Origin of the sequence: Streptomyces sp. NPDC018045 (assembly GCF_044327445.1) — a bacterium.
Classification (GTDB): Bacteria; Actinomycetota; Actinomycetes; order Streptomycetales; family Streptomycetaceae; genus Streptomyces.
In genome coordinates, this window is the sequence record NZ_JBIRFL010000008.1 from 100,850 (window position 1) to 120,627 (window position 19,778).

Annotated in this window: 16 protein-coding genes and 1 tRNA gene; 11 read left to right on the plus strand and 6 right to left on the minus strand. The window is 72.1% G+C overall.

The features are described from left to right. Positions 1 to 110 precede the first annotated feature (110 nt). Together ACH4EB_RS20375 and glmS are read left to right on the plus strand one after the other, a co-directional pair. A complete protein-coding gene (locus tag ACH4EB_RS20375) occupies positions 111 to 386 on the plus strand; it encodes a hypothetical protein (RefSeq protein ID WP_398348936.1) in 276 nt (91 codons plus the stop codon). Positions 387 to 458: 72 nt separating this feature from the next. After that, positions 459 to 2,288 (plus strand): glutamine--fructose-6-phosphate transaminase (isomerizing), encoded by a 1,830-nt coding sequence (glmS, locus tag ACH4EB_RS20380; RefSeq protein WP_398348937.1) that lies wholly within the window; start codon positions 459 to 461, stop codon positions 2,286 to 2,288. Between the two features lie 515 nt (positions 2,289 to 2,803). On the opposite strand, the gene ACH4EB_RS20385 is transcribed toward glmS, so the two are convergent. Next, a complete protein-coding gene (locus ACH4EB_RS20385) occupies positions 2,804 to 3,325 on the minus strand; it encodes a universal stress protein (protein ID WP_398348938.1) in 522 nt (173 codons plus the stop codon). Between the two features lie 419 nt (positions 3,326 to 3,744). Here ACH4EB_RS20385 and ACH4EB_RS20390 point away from each other — a divergent pair, with 419 nt between their 5' ends. The 4 genes from ACH4EB_RS20390 (at position 3,745) to ACH4EB_RS20405 (ending at position 6,657) form a co-directional block, all read left to right on the plus strand. Next, on the plus strand, positions 3,745 to 4,017 hold the full coding sequence (locus ACH4EB_RS20390; RefSeq protein WP_398348939.1) for a hypothetical protein: 273 nt from the start codon (positions 3,745 to 3,747) through the stop codon (positions 4,015 to 4,017). A 348-nt stretch (positions 4,018 to 4,365) separates the two neighbouring features. After that, on the plus strand, positions 4,366 to 5,859 hold the full coding sequence (locus ACH4EB_RS20395) for a GlxA family transcriptional regulator (RefSeq protein WP_398348940.1): 1,494 nt from the start codon (positions 4,366 to 4,368) through the stop codon (positions 5,857 to 5,859). Positions 5,860 to 5,864: 5 nt separating this feature from the next. Further along, positions 5,865 to 6,473, plus strand: a complete 609-nt coding sequence (orn, locus tag ACH4EB_RS20400; RefSeq protein ID WP_398348941.1) for an oligoribonuclease — start codon at positions 5,865 to 5,867, stop codon at positions 6,471 to 6,473. A gap of 108 nt (positions 6,474 to 6,581) precedes the next feature. After that, positions 6,582 to 6,657: transfer RNA gene (locus ACH4EB_RS20405), tRNA-His, on the plus strand. A 572-nt stretch (positions 6,658 to 7,229) separates the two neighbouring features. Here ACH4EB_RS20405 and ACH4EB_RS20410 read toward each other — a convergent pair. After that, a complete protein-coding gene (locus tag ACH4EB_RS20410) occupies positions 7,230 to 7,880 on the minus strand; it encodes an NAD(P)-dependent oxidoreductase (protein WP_398348942.1) in 651 nt (216 codons plus the stop codon). Positions 7,881 to 8,004: 124 nt separating this feature from the next. Between ACH4EB_RS20410 and ACH4EB_RS20415 the strand changes: the two genes are divergently transcribed. Next, entirely contained in the window at positions 8,005 to 9,120 is a 1,116-nt protein-coding gene (locus tag ACH4EB_RS20415; RefSeq protein WP_398348943.1) for a helix-turn-helix domain-containing protein, read from the plus strand. Between the two features lie 896 nt (positions 9,121 to 10,016). Here ACH4EB_RS20415 and ACH4EB_RS20420 read toward each other — a convergent pair. After that, positions 10,017 to 11,084: a LacI family DNA-binding transcriptional regulator gene (locus ACH4EB_RS20420; protein WP_398348944.1), complete on the minus strand. Its 1,068-nt coding sequence runs from the start codon at positions 11,082 to 11,084 to the stop codon at positions 10,017 to 10,019. A gap of 191 nt (positions 11,085 to 11,275) precedes the next feature. On the opposite strand from ACH4EB_RS20420, the gene ACH4EB_RS20425 reads away from it, so the two are divergent. The 4 genes from ACH4EB_RS20425 to ACH4EB_RS20440 all read left to right on the plus strand — a co-directional run bounded on the left by ACH4EB_RS20425 (position 11,276) and on the right by ACH4EB_RS20440 (position 16,118). Next, complete coding sequence (locus tag ACH4EB_RS20425; RefSeq protein ID WP_398348945.1) at positions 11,276 to 12,607, plus strand: extracellular solute-binding protein; 1,332 nt, start codon at positions 11,276 to 11,278, stop codon at positions 12,605 to 12,607. Between the two features lie 87 nt (positions 12,608 to 12,694). Further along, entirely contained in the window at positions 12,695 to 13,657 is a 963-nt protein-coding gene (locus ACH4EB_RS20430) for a carbohydrate ABC transporter permease (RefSeq protein WP_398348946.1), read from the plus strand. Positions 13,658 to 13,666: 9 nt separating this feature from the next. Next, complete coding sequence (locus tag ACH4EB_RS20435) at positions 13,667 to 14,509, plus strand: carbohydrate ABC transporter permease (RefSeq protein ID WP_398348947.1); 843 nt, start codon at positions 13,667 to 13,669, stop codon at positions 14,507 to 14,509. A gap of 154 nt (positions 14,510 to 14,663) precedes the next feature. Then, entirely contained in the window at positions 14,664 to 16,118 is a 1,455-nt protein-coding gene (locus ACH4EB_RS20440; RefSeq protein ID WP_398348948.1) for a GH1 family beta-glucosidase, read from the plus strand. A gap of 70 nt (positions 16,119 to 16,188) precedes the next feature. Here ACH4EB_RS20440 and ACH4EB_RS20445 read toward each other — a convergent pair whose 3' ends face one another. From ACH4EB_RS20445 to ACH4EB_RS20455, 3 genes are all read right to left on the minus strand, one after another. Beyond that, entirely contained in the window at positions 16,189 to 17,244 is a 1,056-nt protein-coding gene (locus ACH4EB_RS20445) for a chitinase (protein WP_398348949.1), read from the minus strand. Positions 17,245 to 17,451: 207 nt separating this feature from the next. After that, positions 17,452 to 18,897, minus strand: a complete 1,446-nt coding sequence (locus tag ACH4EB_RS20450) for a sensor histidine kinase (RefSeq protein WP_398348950.1) — start codon at positions 18,895 to 18,897, stop codon at positions 17,452 to 17,454. 91 nt (positions 18,898 to 18,988) lie between these two features. Next, a complete protein-coding gene (locus ACH4EB_RS20455) occupies positions 18,989 to 19,681 on the minus strand; it encodes a response regulator transcription factor (RefSeq protein WP_398348951.1) in 693 nt (230 codons plus the stop codon). Positions 19,682 to 19,778: the final 97 nt, after the last annotated feature.

Genomic DNA, 19,778 nt, shown 5'->3' on the forward strand with positions numbered 1-19,778 from the left:
CCCCCTAGTGGTCAAGGTGGGGGCCACGTCTGGCGTCATCCGGCGTGTCGCTTGCCCGATATCGGGCAGGTTTCTTGCGTTAGTCGCGGTGACCCATCAGTATTCATCGGGTGCTCGATCGCCGTTCGCCCCATGAGGACCTCGTCGACCATCTGGTGCGCAGCACGCCGCTACAGCGCGGCGAAGCTGCCCGGGTGGTTCTCGACGTGCTCGCGTACTTTGACGAGACGACGGAGACCTACGTCCGCAGACGCCACCGGGAGCTGCAGTCGCAGGGACTGCGCAACGAGGCGATCTTCGAACGCATCGGCCAGGAGCTGCCGCACCGCGCGGTCCGCCCGCCCGACCTCTCGGCGCGCCAACTGCGCCGCCTCGTCTACGGCTGAACCGGCCGAGCACACCGGCGCGCGCCGCATCGTGCGCCACCTGTCCAACTGCCTGACCGGGAGGGTCACTTCATGTGCGGGATCGTCGGCTACATCGGTAAGCGGGACGTCGCTCCGCTGCTCCTCGAAGGACTGCAGCGCCTGGAGTACCGCGGGTACGACTCCGCCGGTATCGCCATCCACGCCAAGGGCACCGGCAAGGCCGCCGGCGGTCTGAAGACCGCCAAGGCCAAGGGCCGCGTCCGCGAGCTGGAGTCCCGCCTGCCCAAGCGCTTCGCGGGCACCGCCGGCATCGCGCACACCCGCTGGGCCACCCACGGCGCCCCCACCGACGAGAACGCGCACCCGCACGTCGACACCGACGGCAAGGTCGCCGTCGTCCACAACGGCATCATCGACAACGCCGACGAGCTGCGCGCCAAGCTCACCGCGGACGGCGTGGAGTTCGCCTCCGAGACCGACACCGAGGTGCTGGCCCACCTGATCGGCCGCTCCCAGGCGCCGACTCTGGAGGAGCAGGTCCGCGAGGCCCTGCGGGTCATCGAGGGCACGTACGGCATCGCCGTGCTGCACGCCGACTTCCCCGAGCGCATCGTCGTGGCCCGCAACGGCTCGCCGGTCGTCCTGGGCATCGGCGAGAAGGAGATGTTCGTCTCCTCCGACGTCGCCGCGCTGGTCTCGCACACCCGCCAGGTCGTCACCCTCGACGACGGCGAGATGGCCACCATCAAGGCCGACGACTACCGCACCTACACCACCGAGGGCTCGCACACCTCCGCCGAGCCGACCACCGTGGAGTGGGAGGCCGAGTCGTACGACATGGGCGGCCACGACACGTACATGCACAAGGAGATCAGCGAGCAGGCCGACGCGGTCGACCGCGTGCTGCGCGGACGCATCGACGACCGCTTCTCCACCGTGCACCTGGGCGGCCTGAACCTCGACCCCCGCGAGGCGCGCTCCATCCGCCGGGTCAAGATCCTGGGCTGCGGCACCTCGTACCACGCGGGCCAGATCGGCGCGCAGATGATCGAGGAGCTGGCCCGTATCCCCTCGGACGCCGAGCCGGCCTCCGAGTTCCGCTACCGCAACCCGGTCGTGGACCCCGACACCCTCTACATCGCGGTCTCCCAGTCCGGCGAGACCTACGACGTGCTGGCCGCCGTGCAGGAGCTCAAGCGCAAGGGCGCGCGCGTCCTGGGCGTCGTGAACGTGGTCGGCTCGGCGATCGCCAGGGAGACCCACGGCGGCGTGTACGTGCACGCGGGCCCGGAGGTCTGCGTGGTCTCCACCAAGTGCTTCACCAACACCGTGGTCGCCTTCGGGCTGCTCGCCCTGCACCTGGGCCGCATCCGTGACCTGTCCGTCGCCGACGGCAAGCGGATCATCGCGGGCCTGCGCAAGCTGCCCGGCCAGATCCAGGAGATCCTGGAGATGGAGGACGAGGTCAAGAAGCTGGCGGCCGAGTACGCGGAGGCCAGGTCGATGATGTTCATCGGCCGGGTGCGCGGCTACCCCGTCGCCCGCGAGGCGTCCCTCAAGCTCAAGGAAATCTCCTACATCCACGCCGAGGCGTACCCGGCGTCCGAGCTCAAGCACGGCCCGCTGGCGCTCATCGAGCCGGCCATGCCGACCGTGGCGATCGTCCCGGACGACGACCTGCTGGAGAAGAACCGCGCCGCGATGGAGGAGATCAAGGCCCGCAGCGGCCGCATCCTGGCCGTCGCGCACCAGAAGCAGGACAAGGCCGACCACACCATCATCGTGCCGAAGAACGAGAACGAACTGGACCCGATCCTGATGGGCATCCCGCTCCAACTGCTGGCCTACCACGTGGCGCTGGCCATGGGCCGGGACATCGACAAGCCGCGCAACCTGGCGAAGTCGGTCACGGTCGAGTAGCCACCCGACGTGCCGCGGGGTCCTGTCCACCCCGCGGTCACGGGCGTTCGTCCGAGGGGGCGGGCGGCCTACGGGGGGCCGCCCGGTCGGACGACACGTCCTTCGAGGGGGCGGGAGGCGGTGCCCCGCGCGTGCCACCATACGCGCGGGGCCCCGCCTCCCCTGTTGCCGGCGTCGCCCTTACGCCGGCGGTGGCCACCTTCCCGGGAACCGTCACCTCCCGGGCGGCAGCACGCTGTTGACGACCGGGGAGCCGGTGGCGGACCGTCCCGTCCGCCGGACGCCGCGCGCCCCGGGAGTGACGCCGGCCGTGCCCGGCCGCCCCGGCCGTTCACGCTCCGTTCGCGTCCCTCTTGATCGGATTTCTACCCCTCACCACCGTGCTTTCCACCTCTACGGGCCAGTAGATATGCCGGTTGCGGGTGTACGGGGCCCTGGTGACGCTGCTTCACCTCACGCCCCATCAGGTCGCGGGGGCGGAGGCGTGGGGCCGGGCGCCGGGGAGGCGCGGGCGGTCAGGGAATGACGATCACGGGCCGCTGCGCCCGCCGGGCCAGCCGCCCCGCGACCGAGCCGAAGATCCGCCCGACGATGCCGTGCGTCGAGCCGACCACGATCGCGTCGGCCTCGTACTCGTGCCCGACCTCTTCGAGCTCGTGGCAGATGTCGCCGCCGCGCTCCACCAGGATCCACGGGATCTCCGCGAGGTGGTCGGCGCAGGCGAGCTCCAGCCCCAGCACTTCCGTACGGTGGTCCGGTACGTCCACGAAGACCGGGGGCTCACAGCCCGCCCAGACCGTCGTGGGCAGCCGGTTGGCCACATGGACGATGATCAGGCCGGAGCCGGAGCGCCGCGCCATACCGATTGCATACGCCAACGCTCGTTCGCTCGACATCGAGCCGTCGAAGCCGACCACGACGCCGTGCCGGAAGGCGGGGTCGCAGGAGTGGCGTGTCTGTTCCGCCGCTCGGAGGTCCGCCGTCGGATCGGCGACCTGCTTGCGGTCCGCGGGTTCGGGGATTTCGTGACCGGCCATGGTGTCTCGGCGAAGGAGGTCCTTGCGGAGGGGCGGACGGGAGCGGCGATTGACTTGATCCGGCAGTTGACTGAGCTGGCTTGATCGAGAGGTCGGCCCCATAGTTCAAAGGGGAACAACACGACCGGGAATCATCTTCCCAATGCCTTACCCCAAGAGTACGGCGCCGGTCCCCCGCTGCCCAGAGCCCCGCGCGGACGGAGGGCCTCTGATGCAGGGACGGGCCCCACGACCACACGGGTGGGGTACCGCTCGAACATTCCCCGGAGCATGCCGGAGCGTGGCCCGGATGGCAATGCCCCGGCCTGCCCCCGTACGTACCCATCGCGGTGACCCATGGACCCCCGCGGCCGTTGTAGTACCAGCCTGCCTGGAGGGAGTACGCCGTGCCCGGTCCGTCGAACACATCAGCCGATCCGGTGAGCGATCTCGTCCGCTGGGCGGCGTTCAGTTGCGCCGTGGTGCCCCTCGTCCTCGTCCTGTGCGGCGCGTCCGCCACCGGAGCGCTCGGCACCGCCGTGGGGCTGGCGACGGTGACGGCCGCCTGCCGGGCCCTGCTGCGCCAGTCCGAGCGCACCGCCTCCCGGCCGTCGCCCGACGAGATCGCCCCGCACCGCGGCCGGCACAGCCGTACCGGGACCGGAGCCCACCGGGGAGGACGCCGTTCCGAGGGGCGTACGCCGGAGGAATGACGCGCTCGCAAGCCTGCCCAGGTTCGTTTTCGGCCAACTTCGCGCTCAGGTGCATCCTTTGGCAAAAGCGACCCACAACCTGGGCCTGAGCTGCGAGGAAAGGACCACGGGGCGTGATTGCGCCCTACGGCTCACGGGCAGAGGCGAGAGGCGTACTTCCCAGCAGGCCCGACGAGTGGAACGCTTCGTGATCGAATGCTTCGCGCCAAGTTGCCATATCGACATACGAGCGGGTGGTGAACTTGGCACTCCATCCTCACGGGACGCAGTAGATTCGATCTTGGCAATCACGGCGGGGGAACAGTGCAGGACCGAGAGGGCGAGACGACCGAGGGGGGCTTAAGTGCCATGAGCCAGGACTCCGCTGCCGTACCAGATGCCGCACGCAAGCTCGCCGCCCGACGACGCCGCGAAATAGTCGCGGTGCTCCTCTTCAGTGGCGGCCCGATTTTCGAGAGCTCCATTCCGCTCTCGGTCTTCGGCATCGACCGCCAGGACGCGGGTGTTCCGCGGTACCGACTACTTGTGTGCGCGGGCGAAGATGCGCCTTTGCGCACCACCGGGGGGCTGGAACTTTCGGCCCCCTATGGGCTGGAGGCGATCGCCCGCGCGGGCACGGTCGTCGTGCCGGCCTGGCGGTCCATCACACAGGCACCACCACCGGCCGCGCTGGACGCGCTGCGCCGGGCACACGAAGAAGGGGCCCGCATCGTCGGGCTCTGCACGGGGGCCTTCGTGCTCGCCGCCGCAGGGCTCCTCGACGGCCGCCCCGCGACCACCCACTGGATGTACGCGCCGACGCTCGCCAAGCGTTATCCGTCCGTCCACGTCGATCCCCGCGAGCTCTTCGTCGACGACGGCGATGTGCTGACCTCCGCGGGGACCGCCGCCGGCATCGACCTGTGCCTGCACATCGTCCGTACCGACCACGGGGCGGACGCGGCCAACGCGCTCGCCCGGCGGCTGGTGGTCCCGCCCCGGCGCACCGCGTCGGACCTGGGACACCAGAGGTACCTGGACAGGTCATTACCGGAGGAGATCGGCGCCGATCCGCTCGCCGAGGTCGTGGCCTGGGCACTGGAGCACCTCCACGAGCAGTTCGACGTGGAGACGCTGGCGGCCCGCGCCTACATGAGCCGCCGTACCTTCGACCGCCGTTTCCGGTCCCTGACCGGGAGCGCTCCGCTGCAGTGGCTGATCACCCAGCGCGTCCTGCAGGCGCAGCGGCTGCTGGAGACCTCGGACTATTCCGTGGACGAGGTCGCCGGACGCTGCGGCTTCCGGTCGCCGGTCGCCCTGCGCGGCCACTTCCGCAGGCAGTTGGGCGCCTCACCCGCGGCCTACCGCGCGGCCTACCGCGCGCGCAGGCCGCAGAACGGAGTGCCCGAGCAGGCCACCCGGGCGGACCGTCCGGAGCGCGGTGAGCGCCCCGGTGCCGGTGCGGACCGGTTCGCCGCGGCCGCGGCGGGCCATCTGCCGGGGGGCCATGGTCCGCTGCATCACGGGCAGACGTCGCACAGCCAGGCGACGCACGCCCAGGGGGGCCTCGGCCCCGGCGGCCATACGCAAGGGCACCCGCAGAGCGGCCACGGTCCGGGCGGGCACCCCCAGGGCTCGCACGGCGGACACGGGGGCCCGGGCGGGCACGGGTCGGGGGGCCAGCCGGGGCACAGTACGGCCGGTCACACCCAGCCGGTGCACAGCCAGGCCACGGCGCTCGCCCCGACAGAAACGGGCAAACCGGAATCCGACGCGTACGCGCCACGGCTCCCGGAGCAGCCCACCGGGCGGCCGGCCGGCCGCCCGGTGCTGCCCAGTCAGCGGGAGCGCCCCGTAGGGTGAGACGTATGAACGATCGCATGGTGTGGATCGACTGCGAGATGACCGGGCTCTCGCTGGCGAACGACGCGCTCATCGAGGTGGCCGCCCTGGTCACCGACTCGGAGCTGAATGTATTGGGCGACGGGGTGGACATCGTGATCCGCCCCCCGGCCGAGGCCCTGACCACCATGCCCGAGGTCGTGCGCCAGATGCACACCTCCTCCGGGCTGCTGGCCGAGCTGGACAGCGGCACCACCCTGGAGGACGCACAGGAACAGGTGCTCCAGTACATCAAGCAGCACGTACCGGAACCCGGCCGGGCACCGCTGTGCGGCAACTCCGTCGGCACCGACCGGGGCTTCCTGCTCCGCGACATGCCGAAGCTGGAGAGCCACCTGCACTACCGGATCGTGGACGTGTCGTCCGTGAAGGAACTGGCCCGGCGCTGGTACCCGAGGGCGTACTTCAACAGTCCGGAGAAGAACGGGAACCACCGGGCGCTGGCGGACATCCGTGAATCCATCGCGGAACTCCGCTACTACCGGGAGGCGGTCTTCGTGCCGCAGCCCGGCCCGGACTCGGACACCGCGAAGGAGATCGCGGCCAGGCACGTCCTGCCCGCGGACCCGGAGTGACGTAGCTCGCTCCCGGCCTGACCCAAAGCCGGGAGCGAGCACCCCTCCAGACCCTGTACACTTTTTCTCAGCCGGTGGGGAACAAGACACCACACAGCACCGGTCATGGTGGGTATAGCTCAGCTGGTAGAGCACCTGGTTGTGGTCCAGGATGTCGCGGGTTCAAGTCCCGTTACTCACCCCAACGAGTAGGGCCCCCGGACGCGAAAGCGACCGGGGGCCCTACTCGTTGGGGCCAGTTGTCGGGGGGCTAGCTGCTGGGGGCGGGGGCGTTTGCTGTTGCGGCGAGGGGCGTCGGCGCCTGGAGCCGGGCGGGCGTGGGGCGGGCGGCTAAGGGGCCGGGAGCTGGGACGGTTCGGGAGCCGGGCGGCTGAGGGGCCGGGGGCTTCATCGGGCGCGGGGGTTCGGAGCGGGCGCTCCTCGGGTTTGGTGGCCTGCGGGCTCGGAGCCCTGGGCTCGGGGGCCCTGGGCTCAATATCCCTCGGCCACGGCGCCCCGTGGCCGGTGTCCCGTGGCCTCGGCCCGCGTGGGTTCGGCGCCCCGCAGGCTCGGCACCCCACGACCTCGGCACCCCGTGGGCTCGGCGTCCTGCGGCCCCGGCGTCCCGCAGGCTTGGCGTCCAACGGCCTCGGTGCCCCGCAACCCCGGCGCCCTACAGGCTCGACATCCCGCGGGCTCGGCGCCCCACAGGCTCGGCGTCCAGCCCCCCCCGAGCCCTGCGGGCTCCGCACCGTGTGGCCTCGGTGCCCTGCGGGCTCAGTAACCGACGGTGAAGCGCTGTCCGATGTGCCGCGGCTGCTCGATCTCGTCCAGGAGGGCGACGGCGTAGTCCTCGGCGGTGATCCGGCTGGTGCCGTCCGCGTCGGCGACCAGGTCGTCCAGGGCGGTGCGGTAGCTGCCCGTACGCTCCCCGGGCTCGATCAGGGCGGCCGGGCTCACGTTGGTCCAGCGCACGTCCGTGACGGTGCGGTAGAAGTCCAGCGCGTCGCCGTGCGCGTGCATGATCTGGAGCAGGAACTCGGGCAGGCCCTCCGCGTCCCAGACCTGCTTGCCGTCCGGCGTACGGAGCGAGCCGGCGCCGCCCACGGCGATCAGCCGGGGCGCGGCCTCGCCGAGGGTGCGCAGACCCGCGACCAGGGACTCGGCGGAGGGCTTGATCGTTGCGAGGTGCCCCGGGCCGTCGCCGCCGCCCACCGCGCTGACCAGCACGTCCTGCCCCTTGGCCACGGCCGCGACGGAGTCCGGAGCGAGGATGTCGCCGGTGGTCACGGTCAGGTTCGGGTCGGCCTTGGTGATCTTCGCGGGGTCACGGACGACCGCGGTGACCTGGTGGCCGCGGCGCAGCGCCTCGTCGAGGACGCGACTGCCGATGGTGCCGTTGGCTCCGAAAATGGCGATCTTGGACATAGCGATACTCCCTGTGCCCCTGCCGGGGCATACTCTGGATTTCCTTTTTCCGTCATCAGCCGTGCTGACGCCTTCCACGCTAGGGGCACAACCACGGCATACCGGGGTAGGCACGGGACCAGAGATGGTGAAAAAACGACACGCTGCGCAAGGGGCCGGGGAAGACATCCCGGAAGTCGCCTTCATCGCCCCGGCCGGGCGGCCGGCGGGGGTGGAGGTACTCACCCTTGCCGAACTGCGCGACCGCGCCAGCGCCTGCGCCCTCGCCGTGCCGCACCGTCCGGACTTCCACCACCTCCTCGTGGTGGACGGCGGACACCTCCGGCACACCGTGGACTTCCGAAAGTATGAGCTGACCGCGAATGACTGGATGTGGGTGCGTCCAGGACAGGTGCACCACTTCGGCAACTTGTCCGAGGCGGAGGGGCGACTGGTCCTGTTCGAATCCGGCTTCCTCGATGCGGCCACGGCGGCCGCGGCCCGCCTGGAGGACTGGTTCGGCCCGGCGGTGCACCGTCCGGAGGGGGAGGAAGCACAGGCGCTGGAGTGTGCCCTGCGTCACCTCCATCAGGAATTCGGAGCGCTGCGCGGGCTGCCGCTGGAGACGCACATCGAGGTACTGCGGCACCTGCTGGCCGTCCTGGTCCTGCGGGCCGCCCGACTGTCCGCGCCTTCCGGGGGCGGGGAGACGCGGGGCGTGGGCGTGCGGACTGGGGGCGGGCGGGGTGGGAGCACTCGGAGCGGGGGCGCGCATGGGGGCAGGAGTGTGCGCGGGGGCGAGCGGGGCGGGGGCACGCACGCGGGTGCGCGGGACGGCGGTCCGCACGGCGGCGAGCGGGGCGGAGGTACGCGGGATGGGGGCGGGCGGGGCGGGCGCGCGCCGGACGGGGGTGGCGACGGTGTCTGCGAGGCGAGCGAGACTTTCCTCCGCTTCCGCGACGCGGTGGAGCGCGGCTTCACCCGCAGCCGCCGCGTCGAGGACTACGCGCGGGCGCTCGGCTACTCGCCCCGCACCCTGTCCCGCGCGACCACCGCCGCCACCGGCGTGGGCGCGAAGGAGTTCATCGACCGTCGCGTGGTGTTGGAGGCCAAGCGGCTGCTGGCCCACGGGGACCAGACCGCCGCCCGGATCGCCGTCCGCCTCGGCTTCGCCGACGCCGCGAACTTCGCCAAGTTCTTCCAGCACCGTACGGGCAGTACGCCGATCTCCTTCCGTACGGAGGTACGCGGCCCGGCGTGACGTGCGGGAGAGCCGAATGCGCGGGGCCGCGGGAGCGGGGCGTTCCAGAGGGGCAGTGGGAGCGCTCCCACTCGGGGGCCACTCCCACTGGGGGCGCTCCCAAGGGCCGGGGCGCTCCCAAGGGCCGGGGCGCTCCCAAGGGCCGGGGCGCTCCCATGGGCTGGGGTGCCCCCGAGGTTCGGGGGGCTTGCAATGGGCCGGGGCGGGCGGGCATGCCGTCGAGAGGGGCCCGCGCCCTTGCTGCGCCAACGGGCGGCGCAATACACACAACTACGTTGTGAATCCCGGAAATGCAGCGCCCGCCGCCACGAAATCAGGGGAAGCGATTCCACCCGTCGCGGGCTGCCCCGGGCCGGGCGCACGCACGCATCCTAGGAAAGCCCCTACGCGCAGCCAGTTACGGCTGTACGCCCTGGCGGCGGCCGCGATGCTCGCTCTCCAGGTGCGGCCCCGCCCAGGAGCAGCCCCGCCCAGGTGCGGCCCCCGCGAGCAACCCCGCCCAGGAGCGACCCCGCCCGGCCCCGCGCCCGTTCCAGTCGCGGCCCCATTCGGCCGCGGCCCGTTCGGCCGTGCCCCAGGCCGGCCGCAACCCCGTTCGGCCGTGGCCCTGGGCCCCGCTCCGGCCGCGGCCCCGCTCCGGCCGCGGCCCCGCTCGGTCGTGGCGCCGCTCGGTCGTGGCGCCGCGCCGGCTCCAGCCGTGGCCCGGGCACCGTTCCGGCCGTGGCCCCGCCCCGGTTCCGGCTGCGATCCCTGACCCCCGGAACGCCCCGCAGCCGGACCACCGGGCCGCCCCCGGATCGCCGCAACGACCCCCAGCCGGACCCCTAGGTCGGGCCCGAATCGCCGGAACCTCCCGCAACCGAACCACTGCCCCGGCCCGGCCCCCCTCCCACCTCTCAGGACGACTCCCGCCGTACCAGCTCCGTCGGAAGCACCAGATGGGAACCTGCGGGGTCGGCCGTGGAGCGCGGGTCCGGTCCGCTGCCGCCCGGTCCCCCGGTGATCTGCTCCATCAGCAGCGTCGCCATGGCCCGGCCCATCTCCTCGATCGGCTGGCGGACGCTGGTGAGCGGCGGGTCCATGTGCCGGGCGATGGCGGAGTCGTCGAAGCCGACCAGGGCCACGTCGTCCGGGACGCGGCGACCCGCCGTGCGCAGTTCCTGCCGGGCGCCCGCGGCCATCACGTCCGAGGCGCAGAAGACGGCGTCCAGGGCGGGGCGACGGGCGAGCAGTTCGCGCATGGCGCGCCGGCCGCCCTCCTCGGTGAAGTCGCCGTGTGCGACGAGCGCGGAGTCGGCGGGGTGGCCGGCGGCGCGTACGGCCTGGTGGTAGCCGTCGAGACGGCAGTGGGCCGCGTACATGTCGGGCGGTCCGGTGATGGTGGCGATCCGGCGCCGGCCGCGGACGATGAGGTGTTCCAGGGCGCTCCGTGCGCCGCCGGTGTTGTCGGAGTCCACGTACGGAACCGTTTCCCCGGCGGCGCGGCGGCCGTTGAGGACGGTCGGTATCGCCATCCGTCCCAGCAGGTCGGGCAGCGGGTCGTCGCCGTGCACGGAGACGAGGAGTACGCCGTCGACGCGGTGCGCGGCGAGGTAGTCGGCGAAGCGGCGCCGCTCCTTGGACGTACGGGTGAGGGTGAGCAGCAACTGCATGTCGTGGTCGGCCAGTCCGGCGCTGACGCCGCGCAGGATGCCGGAGAAGTACGGCTCGGCGAAGAGCCGGGTCTCGGCTTCCGGGACGACCAGGGCGACCGTGTCGGCGCGGTTGCCCGCCAGGGCGCGGGCGGCGCGGTTGGGTACGTAGCCGAGGTCGGCGACGGCCTGCTGCACCAGGGCGCGGGTCCGTTCGCTGACCCGGGGCGAGCCGTTGATCACGCGGGAGACCGTGCCGCGGCCGACGCCCGCGCGCGCGGCGACCTCTTCGAGTGTGGGCCTGCCGCCCCCTCGCCGTCCGCCTGGTGTCATCGCCGCCTCCGCTTGCCGTCCTGGGCCGTACATTCAACAACGAACCACTCAACGGGCGTTGGTGCGCGAGCCCTTGACACGCGCGTTGGGAAACGGCGACTCTTCACCTCATCACGTCTGGGAGCGCTCCCACCGTACTGGACACCCCACATCCCGCACGCACGGTCTGCAGGGCACCAGGAGGAGACGCAATGCGAACGACGATCCGCGGCACCCGCCGGCGGGCGGTGGCCCTCACGACCGCCGCCGTGCTCGGGGCCGCCCTGCTCGGCGGCTGCGCCGAGGACAGCGACGCCCCGGACACCCAGGGCTCGTCGGGGGCCGGCGCCGGGAAGACCACCCTGACCGTCGGAGTCTTCGGCGTCTTCGGCTACCGGCAGGCCGGGCTCTACGACGCGTACATGAAGCTGCACCCGGACATCACGATCAAAGAGACCTCGATCGAGCGGAACGAGAACTACTACCCGCAGCTCCTCACCCACCTGAGCACGGGCAGCGGGCTCGCCGACATCCAGGCGGTCGAGGTCAACAACATCGCCGAGGTCACCGCCACCCAGGCGGGCAAGCTCGTCGACCTCTCGAAGGCACCGGGTGTACGGAAGGCGGACTTCATCCCCTGGAAGTGGGCGCAGGCGACGAACGCGAGCGGCAAGACCGTGGGCCTGGGCACGGACATCGGGCCGATGGCGGTCTGCTATCGCAAGGACCTCTTCGCCAAGGCCGGGCTGCCGACCGACCGGAACGCGGTGGCCCGGCTCTGGGCGGGCGACTGGGGGAAGTATCTGGACGTCGGCGAGCGCTACCGGGCCAAGGCGCCGGCGGGCACGTCCTTCGTGGACTCCGCCTCCGGCGTCTACAACGCGGTGATCTCCAGCAGCGCCGAACGCTATTACAACGCCGCCGGCAAGCTCGTCCACAAGAACAGCCCGTCCGTGCGGCGGGCGTGGGACGCGGCGATGCGGGCGGCGACGGGGAAGCTGACCGCCCGGCTCCAGCAGTTCCAGAAATCCTGGGACCAGGCGTACGCCAACGGGCGCTTCGCCACCGTCTCCTGCCCGCCGTGGATGCTCGGCTACATCAAGGAGAAGTCCGGGGACCAGGGCCGCGACAAGTGGGACGTGGCCGCCGCGCCCAAGCCGGGGAACTGGGGCGGCTCGTTCCTGGCCGTACCGGAAGCGGGCCGGCACAAGAGCGAGGCGGTCAAGCTGGCGGCCTGGCTGACCGCGCCGGAGCAGCAGGCGAAGCTCTTCACCCGGCAGGCCAGCTTCCCCAGCGCCCGGGCGGCGTACGGGCTGCCCGCCGTGGCGGGGGCCAAGCATCCGTACTTCGGCGACGCGCCGATCGGCAAGATCTTCGCCGCGGCGGCCGACGGCATTCCCGACCAGGTGCTCGGCCCGAAGGACCTCACCGTCAACCAGAACATCACCGACGTGGGAGTGCTCCAGGTCGACCAGCAAGGCAAGACGCCCGAGCAGGGCTGGCGGGCGGCGGTCGAGTCGATCGACAACGCGCTGGACCGGTGAACCGTGGACGGCCGACCGCCCCGTTCCAGGCCCTCCGGACCGAGTGCCGCGCGGCGGCCCGGTGCCGCCTCCCGGGCCGGCTCCGGTGTGTCCTCCGGGGCCGATTCCGCCGACAGCCCCGCCGCCGTCCGCGCGCGCGAGCGCCGCAGCCGCCGCTACCGGCGGGACCTGCGCTGGAGCCCGTACGTCTGCGTCGCCCCCTTCTTCCTCTTCTTCGCCGCCTTCGGGCTCTTCCCCCTTCTCTACACGGGGTGGGCCGCCCTGCACCGCGTGGAGCTGACCGCGCCCACCGACATGGAGTGGGCCGGACTGCGCAACTTCACCCGACTGCTGGGCGACGACTTCTTCTGGAACGCCCTCGGGAACACGTTCGTCATCGGTGTCATCTCGACCGTGCCGCAGTTGCTGATGGCCCTGGGCATCGCGCACCTGCTCAACTACCGGCTGCGCGGCTCGATGTTCTTCCGGGTGGCGGTGCTCACGCCGTACGCCACTTCGGTGGCCGCCGCGACGCTGGTGTTCGTGCTGCTTTTCGGGCGCGACTACGGGATGGTCAACTGGCTGCTGAGCACGGTAGGGGTGGACGGCGTCGACTGGGAGAACGGTTCCTGGAGCGCCAAGCTGGCGGTCTCCACCATCGTCATCTGGCGGTGGACGGGGTACAACGCGCTGATCTACCTCGCCGCCATGCAGGCCATACCGCACGACCTCTACGAGTCGGCGGCGCTGGACGGCGCCTCCCGCTGGCAGCAGTTCCGGTACGTCACGGTCCCGTCGCTGCGGCCGACGATTCTGTTCACCTGCGTCGTCTCGACGATCGGGGCCACGCAGTTGTTCGGCGAGCCGCTGCTGTTCAGCGGGAGCGCCGGTGCTTCGGGAGGCGCCGACCACCAGTACCAGACGCTGGGCCTGTATCTGTACGAGCAGGGGTGGGTGAACCTCCATCTCGGCCGGGCCTCGGCCATCGCCTGGACGATGTTCCTGATCCTGCTGGTGGTCGCCGTGGTCAACGCGCTGGTCGCCCGACGGCTGCGCGCGTCGGGCGAGTGAGGAGGAGCCATGACGACCCGACGCGCCGGCCGGCCGTCGCACGGCGGGAAGGTGACCTACGCGGTGCTGATCCTCTTCACCGCGGGCTCGCTCTTCCCGCTGCTGTGGACCGCCGTCGCCGCCTCCCGCAACAACACCCGGCTCGCCCGGACGCCGCCCCCGTTCTGGTTCGGCGGGAACCTGCTCAAGAACCTCGGTACGGCCTGGTCCGACGCCAACATGGGCGTGGCGCTGCTGAACACCACGGTGGTGGCCACGACGATCGCGGCGGGCACGGTGGTCTTCTCGACCGTGGCCGGGTTCGCGTTCGCCAAGCTGCGCTTCCGGGCGAAGAAGCTGCTGTTGCTGCTGGTGATCGGCACGATGATGGTGCCGCCGCAGCTCGGTGTCGTACCGCTGTTCATGACCATCGCCGAGCTGGAGTGGACCGACCAGCTCCAGGCCGTCATCCTGCCCACCCTCGTCAGTGCCTTCGGGGTCTTCTTCATGCGGCAGTACCTGCTCCAGGCGCTGCCCACCGAGCTGATCGAGGCGGCGCGCACGGACGGCGCGAACAGTTGGCGCGTGGTGTGGCACGTCGTCTTCCCGGCCGCCCGGCCGGCGATGGCGGTGCTCGGCCTGCTGACCTTCGTGCAGGCGTGGAACGATTTCTTCTGGCCCATCATCGCGCTGACGCAGAACGGCAACCCGACCGTGCAGGTCGCGCTGACCGGTCTCGGGCGCGGTTACATCCCCGATCAGTCCGTGATCATGGCGGGCGCGCTGCTCGGCACGCTGCCGCTGCTCGTCGCGTTCGTCCTGTTCGGCAGGCAGATCGTCGGGGGGATCATGCAGGGTGCGGTCAAGGGCTGACCGGTGAGCCGCCGCGCCGCTCCCCCGGCCCCGTACGCGGTCCCGTACGGGCCGGGCCGCCTCCGCGAACCACTCGTACCACCTGCACCACTCGCGCCACGCGCCACGCATGGCCCGTGCCGTGCGCCGCGTCCTCGTGAACGGGAGTACCGCCATGTCCTGCCCCCTTCGTTTTCCGCCCGGCTTCGTCTGGGGTGCGGCCACCGCCGCCTATCAGGTCGAGGGTGCCGCCCGGGAGGGCGGCCGCACCCCGTCGATCTGGGACACCTTCAGCCACACCCCCGGCAAGGTCGCCGGGGGCGACACCGGCGATGTCGCCGTCGACCACTTCCACCGGCGCCACGAGGACGTGGAGCTGATGTCCGCCCTCGGGCTCGGTGCCTACCGCTTCTCCGTCTCCTGGCCGCGGGTGCAGCCGACCGGCCGCGGCCCCGCCGTACAGCGCGGCCTCGACTTCTACCGCCGGCTCGTCGACGACCTGCTCGCCCACGGCATCCGGCCGGTCCTCACGCTCTACCACTGGGACCTGCCGCAGGAACTGGAGGCCGACAACCACGGCGGCTCCGCCTCGGGAGGCGGCTGGCCGCACCGGGACACCGCGCAGCGCTTCGCCGACTACGCGGCGATCGTGGCGGACGCCCTCGGTGACCGTGTCGAGTGGTGGACCACCCTCAACGAGCCGTGGTGCAGCGCGTTCCTCGGTTACGGATCAGGGGTGCACGCCCCCGGCCGCACCGACCCGGAGGCCGCCCTGCGCGCCGCCCATCACCTCAACCTCGCGCACGGGCTCGCCGCCCAGGCACTGCGCGCCGCGCTGCCCGCCCGCGGCCGGATCATGATCAGCCTCAATCCGGCGGCCGTCCGGGCCCGCTCCGACGCGCCCGAGGACCTGGACGCTCAGCGGCGGGTCGACGCGCTGGCGACGCGTATCTTCACCGGGCCCCTGCTGCGCGGCGCATATCCCGCGGACCTCCTCGCGGACACCGCGCGCATCACCGACTGGACCTTCGTCCGCGATGGCGATCTCGCCGTCATCAAGCACCCCCTCGACGCGCTGGGCATCAATTACTACACACCCACAGTGGTATCAGGCGGCACTGACAACGCCCCCCTGCCCCGGCACGACGGGCACGGCGCCGGCGCCCGTTCGCCCTGGCCGGGCGCCGACCGGGTGGCTTTCCACCAACCGCCGGGTGAGCGCACGGCGATGGGCTGGTCGGTGGATCCGAGCGGCCTCTACGACCTGCTCATGCGCTTTCACCGGGAGGCGCCGGGGCTGCCGCTGTTCGTCACCGAGAACGGCGCGGCCTACGACGACCTGCCCGGCGCCGAGGGCGCGGTGCACGATCCCGAGCGCATCGCCTACATCCACGCCCACCTCGCCGCCGCCCACCGCGCGGTCACCGACGGCGCCGACCTGCGCGGCTACTTCCTGTGGTCACTGATGGACAATTTCGAGTGGGCGTACGGCTACAGCAAGCGGTTCGGCTCGGTGTACGTGGACTTCACGACCCAGGACCGTACGCCCAAGTCGAGCGCCCACTGGTACGCGGACGTGGCCCGCGGCAACGAACTGCCCGCACTGCGCACCGATGTGTCCGCCTCATGAGGGCGGCGGGACACAGCGGTGGGGGGGTGGCCGCTGTGTCCCGCCCGGGGGTGTGGCTCCGTGGTGCCGGTCAGCTCCGGTAGGCGCCGAGCGCCTCGGTGAAGTCGAACGGCTTCTGCGCGAGGGAACTGCACGTCGGCTGCGCGGAGTTCTGCGGCTCGCCCGGGCACGCCTTGTCGCGCGTCGAGGACCACATGGACAGCCAGCCGAGGTGCTTCGACTGTGCGAACGTGACCAGTTCCTTGGCGTCCTCGACCGTGAAGATTTCTTTCTGCACGTCGTTGACGCCGATCATCGGGGTCACGGCAACGGCCTTCCAGGCGGCCGCGTCCCCGAGGCCGAGCGTCTTCTTGAGCTGCTTCTGGGTGGCGGTGGCGGCCTGGACGGCGTACGCGCCCATGTCGCCGTCGTACGAGGCGCCGTAGTCCATCGCCATGATGTTGACGGCGGAGATCCGCACACCGTTCTTCCTCGCGTCGGCGACCAGGTTCACGCCGTCCTGCGTCAGCCCCTCGGGCATGACCGGCAGGGTGAAGGAGACGTCCAGGCCCGGGTGCTTCTTCTGGAGCCGGGCGATGGCCTGTGCCCTGCGGGTGTTGGCGGCGGTGTCCGGCAGCGCGCCGCCCTCGATGTCGAAGTCGACCTTCTTGAGCGCGAACCGGTCGATGACCTTGCCGTAGGCGCCGGCCAGCTCGTTCGCGGTCTTGCAGGCCAGGCCCAGCTCGGAGCCGTTGGCGCCGCCGAAGGAGACCCGTACGTCGCCGCCGGCCCTGCGCAGTGCCGGTATCTGCCCGGCCACCGCGTCGTCGCCCAGCGCGCCCGAGCCGCCCCACTTCGGTGCGCAGCCGCCGCCGGAGGTGACGAAGGCGAGGTTGAAGGTCTTCACCCCGGTCTTCTTCGCGGTGTCGGCCATGTCGTACGCGGGGTACAGGGAGGTGTCGATGTACGGGGAGAAGGCGCCGCCGGCCTTGGCCGCCGGAGCGGCCTCCGGAGCCTTGGTGGCCAGCGCCGAACCGGCGACGGCGAAGGCGCCGCCCGCCGCCAGCGCGGCCGCCGCTGCCGTACCGATCAGCCTGGCCTTGCGGCTCTTGCGGCTCTTGCGGCGGCGGTGTGCCGAGGAACTCATGTCGTGCCTGCCTGTTCGTCGTGGGGGACGGTGGTGCGGTGGTGCGTCCCGCACGCTAGCGATCAGGAAACGGACAAAAGCCGGTTTCAGTGCGGCAGATGGAAGCCTTATGGCGCTCTTAAGGGACCGAAAGGGACCGGTTAAGCACAGCGGCCGACCGGCCCGCCCGAGGACCGGCCGGCCCGCCGACGGCCCGGCCCGGGCCGCTCACTCCCCGCCGGGACCGGCCGGTGTCCGGCCGACGGCCCGCCGCCCCCGCGACCGGCCCAGGCGCCTTCCCAGCCGCCGCCGCAGACGGTGCCCCGGGCGCCGACGGCGTCCCGCGTCCGCCCGTCGTACGCCGTCGAGCGCCAGCCAGACCCGTACCTCGGTGCCGCCCAGCACGGACCGGCCGATGCGGACGTCCCCGCCGGTCGTCTCCGCGAGCCGCCGCACGATGTCCAGGCCGAGCCCGGTGGATCCGTCCCCGCCGTCCCCGTGGCCACGCCGCAGGGCCGCGTCCGGGTCGTCGATGCCCGGGCCGGCGTCCGAGACCAGCACGATCACCGCGTCCTCGGCGTTGTGCACGTCCACCGCGAAGGCGGTGCCCTCGGGGGTGTGCCGGAAGACGTTGCCGAGCATCGCGTCCAGCGCCGCGGCGAGGTCGGGGCGCGCGACGGGGATGCGTACGGGCCGGTCCGCGCCCGCGACGCGCACCGTGCGCCCCTCGTCCTCCGCGAGCGCCGACCAGAAGTCCATCCGCTCCCGGATCACCTCGGCCGCGTCGCAGCTCGCCGCGGCGGCCACCTGCTGGGTGTGCGCCTTCTGCTGCCGCGCGGTACGAATGATCTGGTCGACCTCGCGCTCCAGTTGGGCGACCGCCTCGCGGGTCTGGTCGGCCGCCGGCCCCTCGCCGAGCGAGGCGGTGTTCAGGCGCAGCACGGTCAGCGGGGTGCGCAGGCGGTGGGAGAGGTCGGCGGCCAGCTCGCGTTCGTGGGCCAGGAGCTGGACGACCTGGTCCGCCATCGCGTTGAAGGCGGCCGCCGCCGCGCGCAGCTCCCTGGGGCCCTCCTCCCGTACCCGTACGCCCAGCCTGCCCTTGCCCAGGTCGTGGGCGGCGCCGGCCAGCCGCTCGGCGGGCCGCACCATACGGGTGCCGAGGCGGTCGGCGACGGCGACCGAGCCGACGATCAGCGCGAGACCGACACCCGCCAGCAGGACCCATGAGGTGGTGACGCCATTGGTCAGCGCGGCGTCCGGCACGTACACCTCGACCACCGCGATGCCCGCGGCCACGGCGGTGGGCTGGAGCAGCACCGAGCCGCCGCGTACCGGCGCGATGGAGGCGCGGCCGAGGTCGACCGCGGCGTCGACGTCCTCGGGCCTGGCGCGCCGGGAGCCGATCTCGGCGGGCTCGCCACCCTTGCCGCCCGCCGGCACATGGACGCCGATGTGCCCGCCGGGCCCGCTCTCGGCGCTGGCGACGGCGCGCTCCAACTGCGCGTGGTCGGTGGTGATGGCCAGGACGGGGCCGATGGTGGCCGCCTGCCGCTCGGCATTGGAGAACGCGCGGTCCTTGGCCATCTCCTTGACGACGAGCCCGAGCGGTACGGCGAAGGCCACCACGACCATCGCGGTGACGGCCAGGCACACCTTGACCAGGGCCCATCTCACGGCGACGGCTCCGGCGGGGGCGCCGGGAGGGGCCCGGTCCGCGCGGGCGGCTCCGGCGCGCACGCCCCTCGGCGCCGGGCCCGCGCGGGCGTCACAGCGGTGGCTCCAGTTTCACGCCGACCCCGCGCAGGGTGTGCAGATACCGTGGCCGCGCGGCCGTTTCGCCCAGTTTGCGGCGCAACCAGGAGAGGTGGACATCGATGGTCTGGTCGTCGCCGTACGACTGCTGCCAGACCTCGGCGAGAAGTTCCTTGCGGGGCACGACGACGCCCGGGCGGCCGGCGAGGAAAGCGAGCAGATCGAACTCGCGGCGGGTCAGGTCGAGCGCCGCACCGTCCAGTTCGGCCTGGCGGCGCAATGGGTCGATGCTCAGGCCGCCCACCTGGAGCACCCGGGACGGCGGCTCGCCGCCCGCCGCGGCGCCCCGGGAGCGGCGCAGCACGGCGGCCATCCGGGCGGAGAGGTGTTCCACCGAGAACGGCTTGGTCAGGTAGTCGTCGGCCCCGTCGTTCAGCAGCCGGACGATCTCGGCCTCGTCGTCCCGCGCGGTGGCGATGATCACGGGTACATCGGTGATCCCGCGCAGCATCTTCAGGGCCTCCGCCCCGTCCAGGTCGGGCAGACCGAGATCCAGGATGACGACGTCGAAGCCGACGTGGGCCACCTCGCGCAGCGCCTCCAGGGCCGTACCGACGCTGCGCACCGTGTGGGACGCCTCGGTCAGATGCCGGATGAGGGCCGAGCGCACGAACTGGTCGTCCTCGACCACGAGCACACTTGCCATGGGCGGCACCGTACGCCATTCGAGTGCACTTCTTTACCCGAGGTTGACACCGTGGGGCGGGCCTTCCACCCCTGTTCCGACGGATGTTGTGCTCCCA

Excerpts from the sequence above, each read along its gene's own strand:
- glmS (WP_398348937.1), top strand. The coding sequence starts at position 459 with ATGTGCGGGATCGTCGGCTACATCGGTAAGCGGGACGTCGCTCCGCTG.
- ACH4EB_RS20385 (WP_398348938.1), bottom strand. The coding sequence starts at position 3,325 with ATGGCCGGTCACGAAATCCCCGAACCCGCGGACCGCAAGCAGGTCGCC.
- ACH4EB_RS20395 (WP_398348940.1), top strand. The coding sequence starts at position 4,366 with ATGAGCCAGGACTCCGCTGCCGTACCAGATGCCGCACGCAAGCTCGCC.
- orn (WP_398348941.1), top strand. The coding sequence starts at position 5,865 with ATGAACGATCGCATGGTGTGGATCGACTGCGAGATGACCGGGCTCTCG.
- ACH4EB_RS20410 (WP_398348942.1), bottom strand. The coding sequence starts at position 7,880 with ATGTCCAAGATCGCCATTTTCGGAGCCAACGGCACCATCGGCAGTCGC.
- ACH4EB_RS20415 (WP_398348943.1), top strand. The coding sequence starts at position 8,005 with ATGGTGAAAAAACGACACGCTGCGCAAGGGGCCGGGGAAGACATCCCG.
- ACH4EB_RS20420 (WP_398348944.1), bottom strand. The coding sequence starts at position 11,084 with ATGACACCAGGCGGACGGCGAGGGGGCGGCAGGCCCACACTCGAAGAG.
- ACH4EB_RS20425 (WP_398348945.1), top strand. The coding sequence starts at position 11,276 with ATGCGAACGACGATCCGCGGCACCCGCCGGCGGGCGGTGGCCCTCACG.
- ACH4EB_RS20435 (WP_398348947.1), top strand. The coding sequence starts at position 13,667 with ATGACGACCCGACGCGCCGGCCGGCCGTCGCACGGCGGGAAGGTGACC.
- ACH4EB_RS20440 (WP_398348948.1), top strand. The coding sequence starts at position 14,664 with ATGTCCTGCCCCCTTCGTTTTCCGCCCGGCTTCGTCTGGGGTGCGGCC.
- ACH4EB_RS20445 (WP_398348949.1), bottom strand. The coding sequence starts at position 17,244 with ATGAGTTCCTCGGCACACCGCCGCCGCAAGAGCCGCAAGAGCCGCAAG.
- ACH4EB_RS20455 (WP_398348951.1), bottom strand. The coding sequence starts at position 19,681 with ATGGCAAGTGTGCTCGTGGTCGAGGACGACCAGTTCGTGCGCTCGGCC.